The following is a 22249-nucleotide window of genomic DNA, read 5'->3' on the forward strand; positions in this document are numbered from 1 at the left end:
TGGTAAAATAGTTAATAGTGTGAAAATAAGGGTTCGCGGCAGGAATGCTGCTTATTTCGGATAGTTGCGAATAGTAAGGATATGATGAAGGTCATCAACATTCGACCAGATGCCAACGGCATGATTAATTGGCCAACATTAAGTGCTCAGCGTAAGGCGATTGTTACGATAGGTGTGTTTGACGGCATGCACCTAGGGCATAGAAAAGTTATTGAACGCACCGTTGATCTTGCTCGCAAAAACAATGCGTTTTCTGTGGTTATAATGTTTGATCCGCGACCAAGCGTGGTTCATGAAAACCCAGATTTATTCGACGATTTTGGAGATAACGCGCAGATTCCAGTGGATTCGCAGGCGTTAACAAGTGTTCGTCAGCGTCTTAGGGTTTTGCAGCAGCTAGACGTGGATCATGTGATTATTGTTCGATATAGCTTAGCTTTTGCTGCAAAATCATACAGATTCTTCCTAGGGCAGCTTGTTGGAAAACTTGGTATGCGTGCACTTGTACTCGGGTCGGATGCAGCCCTTGGAGCGCGTAGAGCTGGGAATGTTCATGCGATTAAGGAGCTTGCGCAAGCTACCGGCGTTTTTGATCTAGTTGTGGTAGACGATTTTGGTCCAGGGGATGTTCGTGTTCCAGACCCAATTGTGCCAGAAGTTCCGTCTGAAGATGGAGAGCCAAAAGACCCTGCAGATGGTATGAACAAGGCGGAATATCGCGCTTGGAGTAAAGGTATGCCGAATAAGAAGGTTCGTGCTTGGAGCTCTACGAATGTGAGATGGATGCTCGCGAATGGTAGGGTTCGCGATGCTAGGGATGTTCTTGGTCAGCCGCATAGAGTTGAGGGTATTGTGGTTCATGGTGCCGAGCGCGGTCGCGAAATCGGTTTCCCAACAGTGAATTTGGGTGAGCGTATTGATGGGTATGTGCCTGTTGATGGAGTTTACGCTGGTTGGATTGTTGATTTAGATGCGGACGAGGCTAGTGCTGATAATTTGCATTCTTCTAGTATTCCGAGTGTTGGCGTTTTGCGTAAGGATGAGTTGCATCTTGGAGTTCATTCGCCATGGCGTTGGGCTGCTGCGATTTCAATTGGAACTAAGCCAACTTTTGCTGAGTCGAATGAGAGTGCTTCTGCTAACGGTGTAGTTTCTGGTGATTTTATCTCTGATTTTGGCGCAGATTCTTCTACGTATCCTAATGATAGTGAAAATCGTGTGGTTGAAGCTTATGCTTTAACGGATAAGTGGCAGGATTTGTATGGTCATCGCATTTGCATTGAATTTGCGCAATTCTTACGTCCTCAACATGCTTTCGATTCTGTTGAGACTCTTAAGGATGCCGTTAGACACGATGTTGAGAAAGTGCGAGAAATAACTGATGCTGAAAACCGATAAGCTGGTTTAGATTAGTTTAGGATGATTTTTCTTGATCTAGCTTGATTGGAATCTGATTTAATCAGATTATTGGCTACAGCTGTGGTGTTTTGTGCTTAAGATTGGCGGTGATTATGGAGTTGGATATTAATAGCAGCGATATTAGCGGCATCGAACCTAGTACAAGTGATCTTAATTGTAAATCGTTTAACGGCAATGCTTTAAATCACTCGGATGCTCGTGCTGTTAAAAAAGCTGTTGAAGAAGGGAAAAATCCACTCGATTCATCCAAATTCGAGCGCTGGGAAGACCAGGTTGGAGTAGATCGTATAATCAACCGTCGCGTGTTGGAGTTGGAGCCGCTTCCCACTCCTGCGCAAGTTCTTGGTGAGTTGCCACTTTCTCCGTATGCGCAAGATATTGTTGCCGAGTCACGCGATGAAATCCGCAGATGCCTTAATGGAGACGACGACCGCTTGCTTGTAATCGTTGGACCTTGTTCGGTTCACGACCCTGCTGCGGCTCTTGACTACGCGTCTCGCTTGGCAGATTTGCGCGCAAAGCTCGAAGGCGAGCTTTTGATTGTTATGCGCGTTTACTTTGAAAAACCGCGCACAACAGTTGGTTGGAAAGGTTTGATAAACGACCCAGATATTGACGGTACGCACGATATTCACAAGGGTTTGCTTTTAGCGCGTCGCACACTTCTCGGCGTACTAGACGCTGGTTTGGCTGCAGCAACCGAGTTTTTGGAGCCGACTAGCCCGCAGTTTATTGCGGATGCGGTTAGCTGGGGGGCGATTGGCGCGCGAAACACGGAATCGCAAATTCATCGCCAGCTTGCTAGCGGTCTTTCTATGCCAGTCGGATTTAAAAACGCAACGGATGGCTCTGTTACGGCCGCCGTCAATGGATGTTTGGCTGCTAGCCAGCATCACACTTTCTTTGGAATCGACCATCTTGGACGCGCTTGCGCTGTACAAACACTTGGAAACCCTGATTGTCATGTTGTTTTGCGTGGCTCTAGCAAGGGTCCAAACTACGATGCGGCTTCTGTTGCTGCTGCTGTTGCATCGGTTCGTCTGAGGCTCGGCGCGGATTGCGTGGCGTCTAATGGCGTTGTAATCGATTGCTCGCACGGAAATTCGGGCAAAGATGAGAATCGCCAGATTCAAGTTGTGCGAGATATTGCGGATCGTTTTGCGCACGGGGAAAAAGGCATTAAAGGCGTTATGATGGAAAGCTTCTTGCAAGGCGGAAACCAAGATCCTGCGCCTTTGAGTGAGCTTGAGTACGGAAAGTCGATTACGGATCGATGCATTTCTTGGGAAGATACCGAGCAATTGCTTAACACTCTTGCGCAGTCTGTTTCTTCTCGCCGACTTAAGTCTTGATTTTCCCGAAAATGTTGCTTTAATCGGCGTGTCGAGCTACAAAAAGCGGAACCAATTGACGCACTTTGTATCACATTCGACCCAAAACACGTACAAAAAGCGGAATAGAAGATCATGTCGTTAGCGCGGTCTAAGCGCGCTAACGACTTCGCTTGCGTTGAAAGCACACTGTGCTTTCAGCCTTAAGCAAGCTCAGCGCTCCGAATTGCCTTTTCGCGCTACGCTTTAAGCGAAAAGGCAGGTCGTCGCGCCCGCGCATTATGCAGCTCGAAGTCGTCGATTCGCATTACAATAAATCCTCAAATATGCAGCATTTTTGAACAAAGGAGTGCAAAATGTGCGAATCGCCAGCCCCCGAGCGTAACAGTCTTCCCCAAGATAAAAGCGTTTTAAGCCGCGCCCTGACGATCGCGCGATACGCGATTTTTGCGCTTCTGTTTGTTGGCGCGTTTCTTCTGGCGTTTGCGTGGTATCGTGGAACTCACAGCAAAGGCTACACTGTTGTTACCTGTTCTGCACTATGGTTTAGCGTTATTGTTCCGTTTATTACGTTGATTGTGCTTTGCGTTTTTGTGCGCGGATGGCGTCTTGTTGTTGGCTCTATAATTTGCGTTTTGCTAATAGCATCTTTCTTCGGGTTTATGGCGCTTCAAGATCAAATCATGGAGTTTTTGAATGTTCCTGTTACAAATCCTTGGTTTGAATTCACGTGCAGCTCTTTGCTAAAAATCGCAACCGCGTCTTTTGTTATTATGTGTTATGTAAGCGTATTTTTGATTAAACGCAATGCAACACACAAGATTAAAGGATGATTTGACGAATGCCTAAATTTACAAAAATTGCCATTATTGGCGCTATGGAAGAAGAAGTTGCGCACATTGCCGCTTCTCTTAGCAATGTTAAGCACGATAAGGCGGCTAGCCTTGACGTATCTTGCGGTGTGCTTGAATGCGAAGATGGTGGAAAAATCGAAGTTGCTGCAACAGTTGGCGGAATGGGACTTGTAAATGCCGCTGCAACAACGCAGTATTTAATTGATGCGTATAAGCCGCAGGCTGTAATCTTTTCTGGAATTGCAGGAAATCTCAATAAAAATTTGCATACGAATGATGTTGTTCTTGGAAAAACATTAAGATATTTAGACACCGACATGCGCATGATTAGTCAGTGGAAACCGTTTACAAACGAGTATCATTCAGACGATTATCTTCTTAAAACAGCAGACAATGTTTTAACAAAGATGGGCATTAATCACATTTTAGGAACAATTGCCTCTGGTGGATATTTTGTAGACACGCCCGAAAAAGTGGCGGAAGTAATTGAGGCGACTCAAGCGGATGCTGTAGAAATGGAAGGTGCTGCGATTCTTCACGTTGCTGCAAGAAACGACATTCCAGCGTTAGTTGTGCGCGCAATGAGCGACAATGCAGACACAAAATACGAAGAGTTTCACACTTTCGACATATCCGAATACGCGGATACAGCCGCAAAAATGACGGTAAATATTGCTAGAAATTTGTAGAATGCAACACGCCGATGTGGTCGCCGACGCGTTGCATTGTCAATCAAAAGGCGAGTAGCGCTAAATGCCGCCATTTTTTAGGTGTAACTAGATTTTGGCGGCAAGGTTTTTACCCCCCTCTTAATATTGGCATCGTTAATAGAAGAAAAAGGTAATAAGAAATAAAAGATGCCAGTTTTGAACATTAGTTTAATTAATTTAAGAGGAAAGATTTGCGGTAGGTTATACGAGAAACGCGAATCGACTGGCATAATGGCAATTCTTCTTGAAAGGAATGAAGAATATGCGTAAAAATGCAGTAAAAAATGCAGTAAAAAATCAATCAATAAAATCTAACACAAAGTGGAATATGCGCGCGGTTGCAGCAGGATTGTTAGCGTCCGCAACTTTAGTGAGCTTTGCAGCTTGCGGAGATAATATTCCTGCAAGTAGTTCACAATCCTCCACAAATTCTTCTGCAAAAATCGTAGGAAACTTCCAAGGATCTGGTGCATCTTCCCAGCAGGTTGCTGTAGAAGCGTGGATTGCAGGATTCCAATCTAAAAATCCTGGCGCCAAAATCGCCTATAATCCAACTGGCTCAGGCGCAGGAGTAACAACATTTATGACGGGAGCCACAGCATGGGCTGGATCCGATAAATCGCTAAGCGATGATGAGCTAGAAAAATCAAAGTCGGTTTGCGCTAATGGCACTACAGCTTTCGACGTTCCAGTATACGTTTCTCCAATCGCAGTAATCTTTAATCTAAAAGGCGTTTCGGATGCTGGAAAACACATAAATATGGACGCTTCTACAATCGCAAAAATCTTCGACGGCAAGATTACGCGTTGGAATGATGATGCGATTAAATCGCAAAATCCAAAGCTAAAGCTTCCAGATAAGCCGATTACAGTTGTTCACAGGTCCGATAAGTCTGGTACAACGCAGAACTTCTTAAGCTACATAAAAGACGTTGCTCCAAGCGATTGGTCCTACAATCTTAGCGAAAATTGGCCAAATAGCGTGGGTCAGGGCGCAAAAGGCACGTCTGGCGTTGTTTCCACAATCCGCATGGCAGACGGAGCGATTGGATACGCGGACTTCTCGCAAGTTGGAAAGCTTGGAACTGTGGCAGTAAAAGTGGGAGATTCTTACAACGAGATTAGCCCAGAAGGTGGTTCTATAACCGTTAATGATTCAAAGATTGACGAAGATGCTGCAGCAAAAGCAAAGCACCGCGTTGTTGTTAAAATAAACCACAAAACAGAAGAAAAAGGCGCCTATCCGATTGTGCTAGTTTCTTACGATATTGTGTGCAATGCGTACAAAGACGCTGCAACAGCGCGATTTGCAAAGTCGTGGCTTAGCTACGTTACTAGCAAAGATGGTCAGGCTGCGGCTCAAGGTGCTGCTGGAACCGCGCCTTTGCCAGAAAAACTTATGGGCAGGATTAACAAGTCGATTCAGTCGATTCAGTCGATTGGCAAGTAAAAATAGTATTTTGCCAAGATTTTAGAGTAGTCAATATATTGCTACTGATAGCATTTATATAATGACTACAAAAGGAGCATGAGTGAGTTCTAAACAGAGAACTGAAATCAGTAAAGATGCGCACAAAAGTGGCCATTTTGCCGACCGCGTGTTCAAAAGCGTAGCGCTTTTATGCGGATTGCTGATTTTAATGGTGCTTACAGCTGTGGCGCTGTTCTTGCTGTTTCAAGCGTGGCCGATTCTAGGCGCAAACAAAAGCCAAGTAAGTCAAGTATTTTTGGACTTTACGGGTGGCAAAGCGCATGATTTTCTGAGCTACGTAGCGCCGATGGTTTTTGGAACTGTTCTTATGTCTGCACTCGCTCTGCTCCTTGCATTCTTTGTTTCGATTGGAATCGCGCTGTTTATAAGCCACTATGCTCCGCCAAAAATAGTGCCATTTTTAAGCGGTGTGGTTGATTTGCTTGCTGCAATTCCGTCCGTAATCTACGGTCTTTGGGGCGGATTGGTGTTGGTTCCAGCAGTATACCCGTTCTGGAAGTTCATTTCGCACATTTTTGGCTGGATTCCGCTTTTTGCAGGCCCAGCGGCAAGTCCTTCGCGTAGTGCTGCAACCGTTAGTATTGTTCTTGCTGTTATGATTTTGCCGATTATAACTTCTATGGCTCGAGATATTTTCCAGCAAGCTCCGCGATTGCAGCAAGAAGGCGCGCTCGCTCTTGGTGCCACAAAGTGGGAGATGATAAAGCTAGCGGTTTTGCCGTTTGCAAAGTCGGGAATTGTTTCCGCGTCTATGCTTGGTCTTGGTCGCGCGCTTGGCGAGACAATGGCAGTTCTTATGATTTTGTCTCCAGGATTCACCTTTAAATTCAACATTTTGCAAGCTTCACAAAACCAGACGATTGCAGCAAACATAGCAGCGCAATACCCAGAAGCCAACGGATTGGGTGTTAGTGCGCTTATTGCTACAGGTTTGGTGCTGTTTGTTATTTCATTCGCTGTAAACCTTATTGCTCGCAAAATCACGGGAAAGGCGAGTGCATGATGCAAAATTCAGAATCGTTACAAGTTGGGGTTGATCAGGCTATTGGAGACAGCTGCGAATCTCCAAAAATCGACTTTAACAAGTTCCGCCCAACGCGCTCTAGAATCGCAAGTCGTAAGCGAAAAGACGCGTTTATGCGCGTGTTAATCTTCCTGTCTTTTGTAGTTGCGCTAATTCCGCTTCTTTCTTTGCTTTTTACGACTATTGTAAACGGCATTAAGCGACTAAACCTTGACTTTTTAACGCATAATATGACGTATGTAGTTGGTGGTGCGGCCACTGGCACAGGCGGTTATGGCGGTATTTTGCACGCAATTATTGGAACGTTGGAGATTACTCTTGGCGCAATGCTGATTTCGATTCCGATTGGAATTATGTGCTCCGTGTATTTGATTGAGTACGCGCGAGGAAGTCGCTTAGCTAGGGTGATTAATCTTGTTGTAGACGTTATGAGCGGAATTCCTTCGATTGTGGCTGGCTTGTTTGCGTTTTCTAGCTTTACGATTTTTGTGGGTCCTGGCACAATCAACGGTTTTGAAGGGTCGGTTGCGCTTTCGCTGCTTATGTTGCCAACTGTTGTTAAGTCGTGTCAAGAAATGCTAAAAATTGTGCCGAATGATTTGCGAGAGGCGGCTCTTGCTCTAGGAGTTACAAAGCAGCGCATGATTACAAAAATCGTTTTGCGCACTGCTTTGCCTGGCATTGTTTCTGGCTGTATTCTTGCTGTTGCGCGCGTGATTGGAGAGACGGCTCCGCTTTTAATGGCAGCTGGGTTTATTGCGTCTACGAATTTCAATCTTTTTGACGGACAAATGACCACTTTGCCAGTGTACGTTTACCAAGAGTATTCAAAGCTTTCGGCGAATTGCCCAGCTAACGCGCCATCTTCGTGCGTTACTACGATTCCAATGGAGCGCGCGTGGGCGGCAGCTCTTGCCTTGATTGTGATTGTTTTGCTATTGAATATTGTTGGGCGAGTTGTGGCTCGCGTGTTTTCAGTAAAAGCAAAATAGAGCGAAATAAGTCGAAATAGAGCGAAATAGATTTTAGAAAGTGAGGCGCAAATGGGTCAGCGCATTGATGTTAAGCATTTGAACATTTACTATGGCGATTTTCTAGCAGTAGAAGACGTTAACATAAGCATTGAGCCAAACAAGGTTACGGCTTTTATTGGACCTTCGGGATGTGGAAAATCAACGGTTTTGCGCACTTTAGATCGCATGCACGAGATTACTCCAGGCGCTCGCGTGGAAGGTCAGGTGTTGCTTGAAGGCCGTGATTTGTATGGCAAAGACGTGGATCCTGTGGCAGTTCGCCGAGATGTTGGAATGGTGTTCCAGCGCCCAAATCCTTTCCCAACAATGTCTATTCGCGAAAACGTTCTTGCAGGAGTTCGCTTAAATAATCGCCATATTTCAAAGCAAGATGCCGACGACCTAGTTGAGTGGGCTTTACGCGGCGCGAATTTGTGGAACGAAGTTAAAGATAGACTAGATAAGCCAGGAATCGGGCTTTCTGGCGGTCAGCAGCAACGACTTTGTATTGCGCGAGCAGTGGCTGTGCATCCGCAAGTGCTTCTTATGGACGAGCCTTGCTCTGCTCTTGACCCGATTTCTACTCTTGCTGTAGAAGATTTGATTAACGAGCTTAAGCGCGATTACACGATTGTGATTGTAACGCACAACATGCAGCAGGCAGCGCGCGTTGCCGACTACACTGCGTTCTTTAACCTTAAGGCGGTTGGAAAACCAGGGCATCTTGAGTATTTTGCAGATACAACCACTATGTTCAACAATCCGCGCAACACGGAGGCGGAGCGCTACATTTCTGGCCGCTTTGGGTGATTTTTGCATTCGTGCGATCCGCTACACGTTTTCTTTGCATGGTTCTTTACATGATTTTCTTTGGTCAGCACGTGCGCGTAAGGTCGAACCTGTTCGGTTGTTCAAAGTTCTATAAGTCGTTTCAAATTTCGTGAGTTTTCTAGCGTGTTTATTCGGCTTTTGCTTTGTGCGTCGAGCGAGTCGCAGTAACCTCTGCGTGAATGCCCAAATGTAATTGCGTCCGCGATTGCTCAAGTGCTCTCGCCGCGCTTTTTATGGTCTTTTGCGCTGTAAAACCAAGGAACAGAGAGTTTATGGAAAAGTTCTTCCATCTCAAAGAAAACGGCACGAATGTATCAACGGAGATCACTGCAGGTCTCACTACATTCTTTGCAATGTCGTATATTATCGTCGTAAACCCAATGATTTTAAGCCAAACTGGCATGCCTAAGGGTGGCGTTTTCCTCGCTACAATCATCGCAGCAATTATTGGCACGCTTGTTATGGGCTTGTTTGCCAATGTGCCTTACGCTCAAGCTGCTGGCATGGGTCTTAACGCATTCTTCACATACACAGTTTGCTTTGGCTTGCATTTTACGTGGCAAGAAGCCATGTGCATGGTGTTCTTGTGCGGTTTAATTAACATTATTATTACCGTTACTAAGATTCGTAAGATGATTATTCGCGCCATCCCAACTTCGTTGCAACACGCGATTGGTGGTGGCATTGGTTTATTCGTTGCATACGTAGGCATTATGAGCGTTGGCTTAATAACCTTTACTTCCAAGGATCCTGCTGCCGCTGCTAAGAGTAAGCCAACCGCTGCTATTCCAGGTCTTGCAGTTATTAACAATCCTGTTTTGTGGCTATTCCTTATTGGACTTGTTTTGGCTATTGTTCTTACTGTTCTTAAGGTTCGCGCAAGCTTGCTTATTACGATTATTGCAACCTCTTTGATTGGTATTCCGCTTAGCTTGACTTCGTTAAATAACGCTGTTTCTGTTACAGATGCTTTTGCTCAGCTTCCAACCACCTTTGGTGCTATTTTTGGTCCGCAAGGTTTCCCTGCTCTCTTCTCTAATCCAGCACGCATTCCGCTTGTTTTGGTAACTATTTTCGCCTTCTCTATGTCGGATACTTTCGACACTCTTGGCACGTTTATTGGTACTGGCCGTCGTACTGGCATTTTCTCTGAGGCGGATGAGAAGGCTTTGGAAAACGGTTCTGGATTTAGCTCCAAGATGGATCGCGCGCTGTTTGCTGATTCGATTGCAACTTCGGTTGGCGCAATTTGCGGTACTTCTAACACCACTACTTACGTTGAGTCTGCTGCTGGTATTGGTGCTGGTGGTCGCACTGGTTTGACTTCTGTAGTTGTTTCTGTGTGCTTTGCACTTTCGATTGTGCTTGCGCCTTTGGCTAGCGCTGTTCCTGCTGCTGCTACGGCTGGCGTGCTTGTAGTTGTAGGTTGCATGATGGCAAGCTCGTTGAAGGAGATTGCTTGGGATGATATTTCTGAAGCTATTCCTGCGTTCTTCGCCGCTGTGTTTATGGCGTTCTCTTACTCGATTTCTTACGGCATCGCCGCTGGATTTATCATGTATTGCTTAGTTATGACTTGCAAGAAGCGTGCTAAAGACGTTCATCCAATGCTTTGGATTGTTTCGCTTTTGTTCATTCTTGATTTTGTTGCTAACGCAGTTTTGTAAATCTGTTAGTTTGTATTAGTTAAGTTAGATATTAGTTAGATATTAGTTAGATATTAATTTAATTAATTATTTTAAGAGCGTATTTGGTGCGTACGGTTGCTTTCGACTTTTCCGCGTTAGTTTGGGATAAGTCGCCAGCAACCGCGCGTGTTGAGTACGCTCTTAAATAATCTTAAATAAAAATAAATTATAAAGTTTGCGAAAAATATTGACATTGTCGCGTGTGGGTATTAAACTTGCCCAACGTAAACCACAGACCGTTGGTGGAGTCGTAAGATTCCTGAAAATGATGTGTCATGCCAGCACAGGTTGAGCAGTGATTGTTGCAATTTATTTGCGATTTTTCACAAACTTTTTAACACTATGTGTTTTTTGGATGCTCTGCCGTGCGCAGGGCTTTTTTTTGATATGTTATTTCCATTCCGACGGCCAATTTAGGAAGGAACGCCATGAAGAGGCCCGAAAAGGAAGCGGTAGTTGCAGAGCTTACGGATTTGTTCCGTAACGCCGACGCTGTCTACCTTACCGAGTACCGCGGGCTTACAGTTCCGCAGATTTCTTCTCTGCGCGAAAAGCTAGGCCGCGATACTTCCTACTCTGTGGCTAAGAACACGCTTGCTCGCATTGCCGCTAAGGAAGCGGGCATTGAAGGTCTTGATGAGCTTCTTGCTGGCCCAACTGCAATCACCTTTGTAAAGGGCGATTTCATTGAGGCTGCTAAGACCTTGCGTGATTTTGCCAAAGAGAATAAGACCCTCGTCATCAAGGGCGGTTTCGCAGATGGAACCGTTTACGATGCCGAAGGCGCCAAGCAGCTGGCAGACCTCAAGTCTCGCCCAGAATTGCTTTCCGAGATGGCTGGCGCGCTCAAGGGCACCATGTCCAAGGCCGCCTACTTGTTCAACGCTTTGCCAACCAAGGCAGTGCGTACTATCGACGCTTTGCGCGAGAAGCAGGAAAAGGCCGCTTGATTCCCTTGCAGCTTGCTGCATGAGACCAAAAATAATAAAAATGTTATGGCTCTAAGGCACAAGGTGTGTCTGGCCAAGTAAGAAAGGAAGCCATTATGGCTAAGCTCACTAGCGAAGAGCTTCTTGAAGCTTTCGGTGAAATGACCCTCGTCGAGCTTTCTGAGTTCGTCAAGGCCTTTGAAGAGAAGTTCGATGTTGAGGCTGCTGCTCCTGTAGCTGCTGTTGCTGCTGCTCCAGCCGCTGCCGCTGGCGCTGCTGAGGAAGAGAAGGACGAGTTTGACGTTGTCCTCGCTTCTGCAGGTGCTCAGAAGGTTGCCGTCATCAAGGCTGTTAAGGCTTTGACTGGCCTCGGCTTGAAGGAAGCTAAGGACATTGTTGACAATGCTCCAAAGCCAGTCCTCGAGAAGGCTAAGAAGGAAGATGCCGACAAGGCTAAGGCTGCTCTCGAAGAAGCCGGCGCAACTGTTGAACTTAAGTAGTTCTAGGCTCTTTTGTTAACGCAGGCGGCTGGTTGCTGGTGCAATTTGCTAGTGCACTAGTCGCGAATGCGTTTTTAACGCGGCAAGGTTTTCGTGGTTTCACGGATTCCTTGCCGTTTTTGCTTTTGTTTCCAAAATCGTCGCGGCAAAGTGGCATAATAGGAAAGCTTGTGACTGGAGGAGTAATCCGCTAGCACAGCACAGCAATATAAGTTGCGGGAGGATCCTTAAAACGGCTTAATATCAACGTTTTAGGGCGCCGAATGAACCGCTTCAAAAGAAAGAAGAACCATATTATGGCTCCAAAAAAGAAAGTCTCTGCGCTTATTAAGCTCGAGATTCAGGCTGGTAAAGCAAATCCAGCCCCACCACTGGGTCCTGCTTTAGGCTCCCACGGCGTAAACATCATGGACTTCTGCAAGGCCTATAACGACCAGACGAAGGACAAGATGGGTCAGATTGTCCCAGTAGAGATTACTGTTTACGAAGATCGTTCCTTTACATTTATTCTTAAGACTCCACCAGCTGCTGCTTTGTTGCTTAAGGCTGCTGGTATTCCTAAGGGCACCGAGAACCCATTGACCCACAAGGTTGGCTCTGTGACTAAGGCTCAGGTGCGCGAAATCGCCGAAATCAAGATGCCAGATCTTTCTGCACGAGATGTTGAAGCTGGTATGAAGATTATCGCGGGCACTGCTCGCTCGATGGGTATTACCGTTACCGACTGAAAGTGAGTGGAAAAAATGGTGAAGCGTTCTAAGAAGTATCGTGAAGCGGCTGAGAAGATTGACCGCAACAACCTCTACACCCCAGCTGAAGCTATTGCTTTGCTTAAGAGCATGCCAAAGCACGCTTTCGACGAGTCTGCTGAGGCTGTTATGCGCCTTAATGTGGATCCTCGCAAGGCGGATCAGTTGGTTCGTGGCGTTGTGAACTTGCCTAATGGCACTGGTAAAACCGCTAAGGTTTTGGTGTTTGCTCGTGGTCCAAAGGCTACTGAGGCTCAAGAAGCTGGCGCAGACATCGTTGGTGATGACGAGCTTATCGAGAAGGTTGCCGGTGGCTTCCTTGACTTCGATGCCGTTGTTGCAACCCCAGACATGATGGGCAAGGTTGGTCGCCTTGGTCGTGTGCTTGGTCCTCGTAGCTTGATGCCAAATCCTAAGACTGGCACCGTTACAATGGATGTTGCAAAGGCTGTTGCCGATATTAAGGGTGGTAAGATTGAGTTCCGCGTTGATCGTCAGGGCAATCTTTCCTTCCTCTTTGGCAAGCTTTCCTTCGACGAGAAGGCTCTTGAAGAGAACTTCAAGGCTGTTGCCGATGAGATTCGCCGCTTGAAGCCTACTACCATCAAGGGTCGTTACATCACTAAGGTAACGATTACCTCTACGATGGCTCCTGGTGTTCCAGTGGATATTGCAAGCATTGCTGCGTGATTTTAGCCAAGCATAGCTGAGTAATTTTATTAGCGCTGAAAATAGTGTGTTCTTTTATAGAATGCGTTGTTTTCGGCGCTTTTTGCTTTAGCGCGCAGAATCGCGGATGCGCCCAATCGTAATAGCAGTTTGTAAAACGTATGCTTCACGCGGATCGGTGGCGTCCCAGCCTGTTGTTTGTGCAACTTTGCGCAGTCGATATCGTATTGTGTTTGGGTGCACATTAAGGTTGTGTGAAGTTTGGTCTAGTGCACCGCCAAATCGCAAGAAAGCATCTACAGTTTGCAAAGTTGGGTCGTCTGGGTTGTATGGTGCCAAGCTCTGATACACCTTAGTATATAAGGTTTCTACGGCGGTTTCGTCGCCTATAAGCGCGCGCTCTGGCAGAACGTCGTCGCAGCGTATTATTTGTGGCAAATGTGTTACAGAAGGTGCAACAGCAAGCGCTGCTAGAGTTGCTGTGATTTCTTCGCATATTTCTTGTGCGCCGACTGCAATTTCGCTTATGCAAATTGGCTTACCTGATTTTGTAAATACTTCGCAAAGTTTGTTTAGCGCGTCTTGGTTTGGGTTTTCTTTTAAAGCTAGGATGATTATGTGTGACGGGGCAGGAAATTCATCGTTTTCTTTTGCTTGAGGTTTTGCGGCTATTTTCCATGTTTTTGTTCTAGATGTAATTGCGTCTTTTTGAACGCGGTCTACTATCGCATCGTATGCTCCACATGCGCCAAGTTGCGTCCATATGGTTCGTCGTAAAGTGTCTGTGTTGTTTTGCGGCGCGTGAGTTGTTGTTTTTCGTGTTGGACTGTCTTCGTTTATATCGAGTGTTTCGTATGTGCCAGCTATTGCCATGAGTCGCGTATTTTCTTGCCATTGTAAGAGGTGCATTAGTGCGCTTACGCGGCTGTCTGCAATGCCATTCATCAGGCACGCTCCAATTATTGTGTGTAGTCGCAGGCGTGTTGCTGAGTCGAAGATTTTTCCGTCTCGATTGTCAAATATTCCACTTGTGTCTTCGTTTTTTGGCGCGCATGGCAGTGGCGTAAATTGTGGTGTTTTGCTAGTAGCTTTTTCTGTAGTTTCGTTTGATTGTTTTCTGCGCCATAAAAGATGATGTTTTTTATGTGTTTCTGTTTGGTTTTGGTCTTGAGTTTCTTCGGCTTTTTCATCGCTGGTTGCTTGCGATTTTTCCTTAGCTTCGTTTGAGTTCCTATTATAAATATTGTTTCCGTTTGGCAATATTCCTGTAAGAATTGTTAGAAAATCAACATCTTCTGTGATGTTGCTAGTAGTACTATAGTCTACGTCATAAAGCTTGCTGGTTGTGTCAGCAGTAGAGTCGCCAGCAACCGCGCTATCGTAAAGTTCGTTGTTCATTTGTCACCTCCAATCGTTTCTATATTTAATTTTGGCAACTGTGGCAACTGTGAAGTATTTTCTATTTTTGTATTTGACGTTATATCTATAATATTATCTCTGCCAAGCAATTTAGACTCTCTTAAAAATGTTAGAGCCGTAAAGAAGAATACGAACGTAATAGGGAGCATATGTCGTTCAAAATTGTTTGCAGGAGCCAGCACCATTACTCCCATTAACAGCGCAAGAGGAATATGCAAAACGAGTGTTTTCCAACGTTTAAGAACGATTTCTGCAACTCCGATAAGCAGTGTGCCAACAACATACAGGTTTCCGTGAATCAGCCAACCTAAAATCGGCGTATTACTCCACGATTCAACAGTATTTGAAACACCTGCACGCCATTCTGGTAGCCAGTAGCGTATCCACTCTGAGTTTTTTATGTTGTCAGTATTTATGTAGTATTCTGGTCCAACATAAGGGATGTCTAGAATGTCAAAATAACCGTAGGATTTGGCTAAGAATGCGTCCGTTGCAACAATTGGACTGTGTTTAACCATAAGCCACCATGCGTGGTTAAACTTTTTCATGTCGTCTTTTGTAATGTAACGCCAACGGTAGCTCACTTTTTTAGACTGTAAGCCAGAAGATTTTACAGGATCTGCGTCTTGAGGTGTGTATGCTTCAGCGGTTTGGTTGAGATTAAAAATTGGCGCAATTTCTCGTGCTGCTTTATGAGGTATGCTTTTTGGATCTAGTTTTGCGATTCTGGCTATTTGCTGAAGTTGTACTCCGCGGCTTTCAATAGGATCTCCATTTATTATGGCTCCGCTAGATATGGCTATTATTATGGCTCCGTGTATAAGAATTGTTGGGAGCAGAATGCATAAAACCCATATTTTCCAACGTTTTATGCTGTAAAACATTAGAAGTACAAATTGAATTACAAGAATATACCACGCGTATTTTGCTGCGATTAGCATAATGCAAACGCTTATTATCAGTTCAAGAATCGTATGTTTGCGTGAAATTTTTGTGTTTTGTATTGTGCAGTGTAGTTCATAAGATATTCCAAACCACCATACGAATGCAAATGCGAATAATGGTGATTTTGTTAGTGCGATTGTTGAAAAAACTACAAGTGGACTGAATAAAAATGTGATTATTACGGCTGCGCGGAAGAAGATTGGTGTTGGCAAAGCAGCTTGCGTTCCGCTTGTTTTAGATTTAGCCCACGGTGTGTTTAGGAATCGGTTTGCTGTGGCGGCACAACACCATGCTGCAAGAATGAATTGCATAATTGCAAGTAGTATGATTCCAGCATCGTTTGATTCGGTAAAATATCGCGATACTGCTGCTACGGCACCGTAAATTAATGTTAAAACAATGTTGTGTTGGTCGCTTAAATACGTAGGTTTTGCCGGCCAAAGATAGTGTGCTGTTGGGTAGATGTCTGCTGGAACAAAGCTAAAGAATCCAATGTATGGTTGTTTTATGCCAGTTATTTGGTTCCATGTCCAGCTGTATTCTCGGATTTGTGAGCAAATATCGGCTCCATAAGCTGCTAGAAGTGTTATTGGTGCCCACAGCCAGCCGATAATCAGTGTTAGGAAAATGTTTCGTTTTCTACAAGTTGAATGGTAAAAACACCATTCTAGAGTACGTTTTATTGAAAAAATTATCTTAGGCTTTTTAGCGGCGATGCTCTTAAATGGGTGAAAAAGTGGTTTTGTGATTTTATAAGTTGTGATTTTTAGTATTTTTAGTATTTTGTCGTTTTTGTTATTTTTCCCAAAATGAATGATGGATCTTAAAATAGCGTAATAAACGCAGAATACTGCTGCAAAAATAAGTGCGTTAACCCAATTAAAATCGGTTAAAGATCCCTGATTGCGGTAAATCACGCCTAAGCTTGTGCAAAGAGCGAGCCATATGCAAGTAAATAGTATTAGTGCTTGAGTCGCAAGTTGACTTACGAGATTAAATACTGATGTTTTTGTCAAGCTTGTTTTTGATGTGCTTGTTTTTGGATCGATTTTCATTTCAGATTTTGTATCTGGTTTTATATCGTTTTTCGTATCTGGTTTTGCATTGCAAGTATCAGTAGGTTCTGCGACTGTTTTTGCGCTCGCATAGTCATTTTTAATGAATTTCATAGTGACCTACTGATTTTAATCCTAATAAGTAATTTGTGTAAAGTACTTGTGTAAATTATACCTGTTGCACAATCTTTTTAAATTATATTAAAATTTCTATAATTTCTGTATGAGTAATTTTTTTGAACGCACTAAAAATGTTGCAGACGGTTTTGTTTATTTTGACGTTATTGATTCAACGCAGAATTATGCGCGCAAAATTCTCGCTGATGGGTGCGCTGATGGGTGCGCTGATGATTGCAGTAATATCTGTTTTGTAAAAAGACAAGACGAATTGCCTTCGATTTATGTTGTTGCTGCTTGCCATCAGACAGCTGGCAAAGGAAGATTGTGTAGAAAATGGGTTAGTAAGCCTTTTGAGAGTTTACTAGCTTCTTTTGCCACGATTTTGCCAAGTAGCATTGTTAAGAATCCAAGTTACAATGGCTGGCTGCCTATAATTGCTGGTCTTGCTGCGCGAGATTCGATTATTGGCGCGCTAAAAGAGTTTGGCTCTACGCAGATTGCAAATGGGGAATTGCCAGATTATAGCGAGATCAGTCTTAAATGGCCTAATGATATTTTTATTGGTGACTGTAAAGAAGGTGGAGTTTTAACGGAGATTGTTTTGACTCCAAAAACGGTTGCTGGAGATATTGCCGATCCTAATGTTGGAGTTATTTTCGGGATTGGTTTAAATCTTTTTATGGATAAGCAGTCGCTTCCAATCGAGGAAGCAACTTCGCTTAAAATGCATTACGATAATCTGCCAGATTTTGCTGAGCTTGGGGATAATATAGCTGCGCGATTGGTGGAAAATCTTAGGATTAGGTTGGGGAAGTTTGTAAAGAATACGAATGAATACTCTTTGGATCTGCTTAAAGAAGCGAGTGAAGCATGTTGGACGTTGGGGCGCAAGGTGATTGTTCGCGCGCCGAATGATGACGGTTTGGGGATTGATGCTGGAGTTGACGATTCTAATCACGCTGATGCTTATGATGTTGGTGCAAAAAGTTTTACTAGTGTAGAAGGAGTTGCTCAAAATCTTATGCGTGATGCTTCTATTCAAGTGCGTAAGGATTCTGGGCAGATAATAACTGTTCGCACTGGCGATGTTTGTGCTGTGCGAATCTAGGTGCATTCGCGCGCTTGGACTGCGCGAACGACATTTGCGCTTTTTGTAGTTTGACACGCCATGAATCAGCTACAAACTCGGGAAAACTTTCCGCATTTTGTTGTTGATTTTGTGGTTTTAAGCAACATTTTCGGGAAAATGATTTTGCGTTTGTTTTCAAAATTGCCAAATACGTAAACAATCTCGGGATAAGAGATAGGCAGAGTGAAGAGTGGTGTGGTGTCGGCGTGTTGCGTGTGTGGTGTGTGTGGAATGTTGATTTTTCAATGGTTTTATAGTGTTAGTGTTCTTGCTTGAGTAGTTTCCTGAGAAAAGTCTGGGAAAATTCTTTAAAAACCTTGAAACAATGTGTTTTTACGGTTTTATTAGTGTTAATCCGCAAATATTATGGTGAAAATAGTTTTTATTGTGGATTAGTTTGTGTGTAACATTATTTTTTTCTGTTTGTTTTGTGTGGCTGCCTCTTGACTTTTTTAAACGGGGGGGGGGTATGTTAATAACAGCTGCTAGCTAGATGCTCTAGATGGTGGTTATCCACAATGTTTTGAATGTTGTTGGATGTTTAAGATTTTTCTTCGTGTACCTGCACGGAGGAGAAGAAGAAAGGAAATTAAAATGATGAATAAGAAGGCTATCGCTGCTTTCGCTGCTGGCGCTACTTTGCTTGCCGGCTTCGCAATGGCAACCCCAGCATTCGCTGCTGATGGCGGTGCAAATACTCAGTCTCAGGAAGTTAAGAAGTCTAAGGCTGATTTGAAGAAAGAATTAGACGCCGCTCGTACTGCATATGAGGCTGCTTCTAAGGCTGCTACTGATGCTGATGCTAAGGCTACTGCCGCTGCTGAGGCTTTGAAGGCTGTTGGTAATAAGCCAGCTGATGCCGCTGATCAAAGCGTGAAGATTGAAGATGATGCTAATGGTCATCTTAAGGTAACTACTACCGATGCTGCAAAGGTAAAGGAAAAGGAAGCTGCTGAAAAGTATGTAAATGCTTACAACGCTAATGCTGATGCTCAGGCTGCTAAGACTGCTGCTGAGCAGGATAAGAATGTTAAGGCTACTGCTTATCTTGCTGCCGAGCAGGCTTATTCTAAGGCTCCAGAACCAAAGGCTGCTCCATCTGATGATCAGAAGAAGGCTGAGGCTGTTGAGGCTGTGAAGACTGCTAAGTTGCATCTTGATGATGCTTTTGCTGCTTATACTAAGGATTATGCTGAGTATGAGAAGGCTAAGGCTACTTTGGCTGGTAAGGTAGCTGCTCAGGAAGCTGCTGAGAAGGCTTTGAAGGCTGCTCAGGATGCTTTGGAAGCTTACAAGGTTTCTGCTAAGGATGATTCTGCTTTGGCTCAGCGTCTTACTGATGCTGTAGATCGTGCTCAGGCTAAGGTTGATTTTGCTGTTGCTGAGACTGCTAAGGCTAATAAGGATTATGCTGAGGCTAAGGCTAAGGCTGTTGCTTCTACTGCTAAGTATAATGCTGCTTTGACTAAGTACAAGGCTGCTTATAATGATGCAGTTCGTTTGGGTGTGAATCCTGCTGTTCTTCCTGCTGTTGTGACTTCTGATCCTTTGGCTCCTAATTTTGAGGATGTTCCAGGTGCTGCTAAGGCTATGAATGATGCTGCTAGTGGCAAGCTTGGTAAGGCTGCTCAGAAGGAAGCTGCTAAGACTGCTCCAGCTGCTGCTAAGGGTGAGCTTGCTGCTAAGGGTGGTCATGGTAAGTCTGGCGAGAAGCTTGGTAATGCTGGTGTTGGTGTTGCTTTGACTGCTTTGGCTGCTTCTATGCTTGCTGGTATGGGTGCTGCTGTTCGCAAGATGCGTCACTAAGCATTATTTACCACCTTATTTAGGGTTTGCGCTCAACGACTAGTGTGGTGTTTTGTAGGGAAGCATCACACTGGTTTATTCCCGATTCTCTTTGGTTTTATTGTTTTAACATTGGTTTGCTATTGTTTTTCTTTTCTTCCCAGTGTTGATTCGTTTAGCTTGTTGGGTTTGGGTGTTGAGTGTTGTTGCTTTCGGTTTTGTTTGCTACTAGGGGCTTTCAAAACCGGAAGCATTTTTTTGTGTTTGTTTATTCTCGCTCGTGTTTGTGCGTGTTTTGTAGTCAGATTTGGTGTTTTGGTAAACAAACGCGGGAATAGGCTCTTATGTTTTGACCTTGATAGCTTATTTTGCACTTCTACTAATAAGCGCATTTCTTTTATGACTTAGTTTTTGATTCTCATTTATGTTGTCTATTATTGATGAAGATATTGTATCGTCTTCCTCATCCTCTATTCCAGTCATTTCTCTGATTATTTGGACATAATTTGTTTCACTAACATCATGATTTCCAACGATTTTTCCTTGTCTTAGTACAACTATCCTAGTTGCAACTGCAAATACGTCTGGAAGATTATGGCATACCAATATAATTGTGCGACCCTGTGATCGTAGGCGTTTCATATAAGATAAGGTTTCAGCTGTTTGTGTTAAAGATAATGAAGCTGTAGGTTCGTCTAATAGTATGAGTTTTGGATCCGATAGTAGCATTCGTGCCAATGCGACAGTTTGACGTTGTCCACTTGATAGTAATCGTATTGGAGTATGTATTCTTATGGCACATGTTAGTTCTTGTAATGCCTTTCGGGCTTCACACGCCATTGCATCTTTATTGAGTGTATGACATGATTTATTTCGCATCTCTTTGCCTAAGAATAGATTTGATGTAACGTCCAAATTATCGCAAAATTCTTGTCCTTGAAAAACTGTTGCTATTCCAAGATCATTTGCTTCTCGTATGGAGTGCAAATTCACTTCTTTATCTTCAAAGATCATTCTTCCTTTTGTTGGTTGGATCAAACCAGATATTGTTTTAATAAGAGTGGATTTTCCGACGCCATTGTCTCCAACAATTGCCACTATTTCTTTGCTATAAATATCGAGTGTTATTGATTTAAGCGCTTCGGTAAAGCCAAAGTTTACGCTAATATCTTTTAGCTGTAGGAGTGGATTTTGTCCGTACATTACGTCTCCTTGTTGATATTGCTAATCATATTGCAATCGATATTACAACCTATTTCTATAGGTGTTGAGATGTTTTGTGATGTATTTTTTCTGCAGCATCAATTCCTTCTAGTGCTGCTCCTAGTGCAGAACAATTAGTAAGATTTGATGCAACCACAACTTGTATAGGAGTTAAAACATCAGGGAATAGTAAGCGGTGCAATGACTCTCTAAAAGCATCGACGAAAACTGATCCACTTTGCACTAGGAGTCCTCCTATAACTACAATTTCAGGGTCTACTGATGTGCATAGTTCTGCTGCTACTGTTCCTATTCGTATTGCAGTATCAGCTATGATACGTCTGCATCCTGGGTCTCCTTCATTTGCTAAACGTACAAGATCTTCTACAGTTAGATCTCCATGGGTAACTCTTAATAACGATGTGATTCGTTCTTCATTTATAAAAGTATTAAGGCATCCACGGTTTCCGCATGCGCAAATGCTTCCGAGTGGATCAACTTGAATATGCCCTATTTCGCCTGCCATTCCAGTTACGCCGCGCCATATTTTCCCATCTGCCATTATGGAGGCACCAGCTCCGTCATCGGTATTTATGTATATGAAATCTGTGGTTTTTGTAACAGATCCTGCTCTTGATTCCCATACTGCGCAACAGTTTGCATCGTTATCTAAAGTAACTGGAATATTAAAAATTGATTGTAAATACGAAATAATGTCGAAATTGTTCCAATGTGGCATAATGCCAGGTATTGCTATTGTTTTTGTACGTTTATCTATTGGTGCTGTTATAGATACGCCTATTGCTATTAGTTCTTTTGCAGATGCGTTTATGTTGGATAAAGTTTCATTTATGAGTAATGTTGCTCGCTCGAGAGTTACATCTGGAATATGTTGTTTTGGTAATAGTAATGTTCGTTCCGCGATTATGTTAAGTTCGTAGTCAATAAAAATTAGATCTAGAGAGTGTCTACTAATTTTTAGTCCTGCGCTTATTCCTTTTCTACGAGCTAAAGCTACGAGTGTTGCTCTTCTTCCGTTATGTATTGTGTTTTCTGTGTACAACCGCCCTTCTTTTACAAGTTGTCTTACAAGAGTTGATACGGTTGCAGTTGATAATCCTGTCGCTTCAGCAAGCTCTATTTGCGTAATTGCACCAAATCTGCGTATGTAAGAAAGTAATGCAGATCGATTAGCTTCTCGCAATGAAGTTTGGGATCCGAATAAATGCGACATAATATAAGCATATCTGTATTTTAAAGAATTGTCATTCGTTGATTTGATACTTTTGTTCTTTATTGGTTAAATTAACTGAATTTATATTAAATAATTGGTACAAGTAGTTGATTCATGTACGTTAAGAATTGTGTTAAATTTATATATTAA

At 43.7% G+C, this 22249-nt stretch carries 19 protein-coding genes; 15 read left to right on the top strand and 4 right to left on the bottom strand.

Features of this window, described 5'->3' with window-relative positions; translation table 11 throughout:
- The first annotated feature begins 84 nt into the window (after positions 1-84).
- From ribF to rplA, 13 genes are all read left to right on the top strand, one after another.
- On the top strand, positions 85-1398 hold the full coding sequence (ribF, locus tag HXT19_RS01035) for a bifunctional riboflavin kinase/FMN adenylyltransferase (RefSeq protein WP_032841433.1): 1314 nt from the start codon (positions 85-87) through the stop codon (positions 1396-1398).
- A gap of 113 nt (positions 1399-1511) precedes the next feature.
- Complete coding sequence (locus HXT19_RS01040; RefSeq protein ID WP_422119714.1) at positions 1512-2771, top strand: 3-deoxy-7-phosphoheptulonate synthase; 1260 nt, start codon at positions 1512-1514, stop codon at positions 2769-2771.
- A gap of 335 nt (positions 2772-3106) precedes the next feature.
- Positions 3107-3583 carry a hypothetical protein gene (locus HXT19_RS01045; protein ID WP_020759970.1) on the top strand — a complete coding sequence of 159 codons (477 nt, stop codon included), beginning with the start codon at positions 3107-3109 and terminating at the stop codon, positions 3581-3583.
- A gap of 8 nt (positions 3584-3591) precedes the next feature.
- The gene (gene mtnN / locus HXT19_RS01050) at positions 3592-4293 is read left to right on the top strand and encodes a 5'-methylthioadenosine/S-adenosylhomocysteine nucleosidase (RefSeq protein WP_004121411.1); all 702 of its coding nucleotides are present in this window, start codon (positions 3592-3594) and stop codon (positions 4291-4293) included.
- Positions 4294-4576: 283 nt separating this feature from the next.
- On the top strand, positions 4577-5764 hold the full coding sequence (pstS, locus tag HXT19_RS01055; protein ID WP_422119715.1) for a phosphate ABC transporter substrate-binding protein PstS: 1188 nt from the start codon (positions 4577-4579) through the stop codon (positions 5762-5764).
- Positions 5765-5846: 82 nt separating this feature from the next.
- Entirely contained in the window at positions 5847-6809 is a 963-nt protein-coding gene (gene pstC / locus HXT19_RS01060) for a phosphate ABC transporter permease subunit PstC (protein WP_004121417.1), read from the top strand.
- On the top strand, positions 6806-7822 hold the full coding sequence (gene pstA, locus HXT19_RS01065; protein WP_422119716.1) for a phosphate ABC transporter permease PstA: 1017 nt from the start codon (positions 6806-6808) through the stop codon (positions 7820-7822). Before pstC ends, pstA begins: the two co-directional genes overlap by 4 nt.
- Before the next feature lie 51 nt (positions 7823-7873).
- Positions 7874-8653 carry a phosphate ABC transporter ATP-binding protein PstB gene (pstB, locus tag HXT19_RS01070; protein WP_004111995.1) on the top strand — a complete coding sequence of 260 codons (780 nt, stop codon included), beginning with the start codon at positions 7874-7876 and terminating at the stop codon, positions 8651-8653.
- Between the two features lie 293 nt (positions 8654-8946).
- Positions 8947-10341, top strand: a complete 1395-nt coding sequence (locus HXT19_RS01075) for an NCS2 family permease (RefSeq protein ID WP_004118365.1) — start codon at positions 8947-8949, stop codon at positions 10339-10341.
- A gap of 449 nt (positions 10342-10790) precedes the next feature.
- Positions 10791-11312 (top strand): 50S ribosomal protein L10, encoded by a 522-nt coding sequence (rplJ, locus tag HXT19_RS01080; RefSeq protein ID WP_004112001.1) that lies wholly within the window; start codon positions 10791-10793, stop codon positions 11310-11312.
- A gap of 95 nt (positions 11313-11407) precedes the next feature.
- Positions 11408-11791: a 50S ribosomal protein L7/L12 gene (gene rplL, locus HXT19_RS01085; RefSeq protein WP_004112006.1), complete on the top strand. Its 384-nt coding sequence runs from the start codon at positions 11408-11410 to the stop codon at positions 11789-11791.
- Between the two features lie 296 nt (positions 11792-12087).
- Complete coding sequence (gene rplK / locus HXT19_RS01090; RefSeq protein WP_004112010.1) at positions 12088-12519, top strand: 50S ribosomal protein L11; 432 nt, start codon at positions 12088-12090, stop codon at positions 12517-12519.
- A gap of 15 nt (positions 12520-12534) precedes the next feature.
- Positions 12535-13230, top strand: coding sequence for a 50S ribosomal protein L1 (gene rplA, locus HXT19_RS01095; protein ID WP_004112012.1), 696 nt, complete (start codon positions 12535-12537; stop codon positions 13228-13230).
- A gap of 87 nt (positions 13231-13317) precedes the next feature.
- Here rplA and HXT19_RS01100 read toward each other — a convergent pair whose 3' ends face one another.
- Together HXT19_RS01100 and HXT19_RS01105 are read right to left on the bottom strand one after the other, a co-directional pair.
- Positions 13318-14607, bottom strand: coding sequence for a helix-turn-helix domain-containing protein (locus HXT19_RS01100; protein WP_020759975.1), 1290 nt, complete (start codon positions 14605-14607; stop codon positions 13318-13320).
- Entirely contained in the window at positions 14604-16742 is a 2139-nt protein-coding gene (locus tag HXT19_RS01105) for a DUF6020 family protein (RefSeq protein WP_422119717.1), read from the bottom strand. Before HXT19_RS01105 ends, HXT19_RS01100 begins: the two co-directional genes overlap by 4 nt.
- A 109-nt stretch (positions 16743-16851) precedes the next feature.
- Here HXT19_RS01105 and HXT19_RS01110 point away from each other — a divergent pair, with 109 nt between their 5' ends.
- Both HXT19_RS01110 and HXT19_RS01115 read left to right on the top strand, forming a co-directional pair.
- A complete protein-coding gene (locus HXT19_RS01110) occupies positions 16852-17856 on the top strand; it encodes a biotin--[acetyl-CoA-carboxylase] ligase (RefSeq protein ID WP_422119718.1) in 1005 nt (334 codons plus the stop codon).
- A gap of 615 nt (positions 17857-18471) precedes the next feature.
- Positions 18472-19683 (top strand): hypothetical protein, encoded by a 1212-nt coding sequence (locus HXT19_RS01115; protein ID WP_422119719.1) that lies wholly within the window; start codon positions 18472-18474, stop codon positions 19681-19683.
- A 342-nt stretch (positions 19684-20025) separates the two neighbouring features.
- Here HXT19_RS01115 and HXT19_RS01120 read toward each other — a convergent pair whose 3' ends face one another.
- Together HXT19_RS01120 and HXT19_RS01125 are read right to left on the bottom strand one after the other, a co-directional pair.
- Positions 20026-20865, bottom strand: a complete 840-nt coding sequence (locus HXT19_RS01120; RefSeq protein WP_004112032.1) for an ATP-binding cassette domain-containing protein — start codon at positions 20863-20865, stop codon at positions 20026-20028.
- A 55-nt stretch (positions 20866-20920) separates the two neighbouring features.
- Positions 20921-22099 carry an ROK family transcriptional regulator gene (locus HXT19_RS01125; RefSeq protein ID WP_004112034.1) on the bottom strand — a complete coding sequence of 393 codons (1179 nt, stop codon included), beginning with the start codon at positions 22097-22099 and terminating at the stop codon, positions 20921-20923.
- Positions 22100-22249: the final 150 nt, after the last annotated feature.

Source organism: Gardnerella sp. DNF00038 (genome assembly GCF_049262855.1).
In the GTDB taxonomy this organism is placed as follows: Bacteria; Actinomycetota; Actinomycetes; order Actinomycetales; family Bifidobacteriaceae; genus Bifidobacterium; species Bifidobacterium vaginale.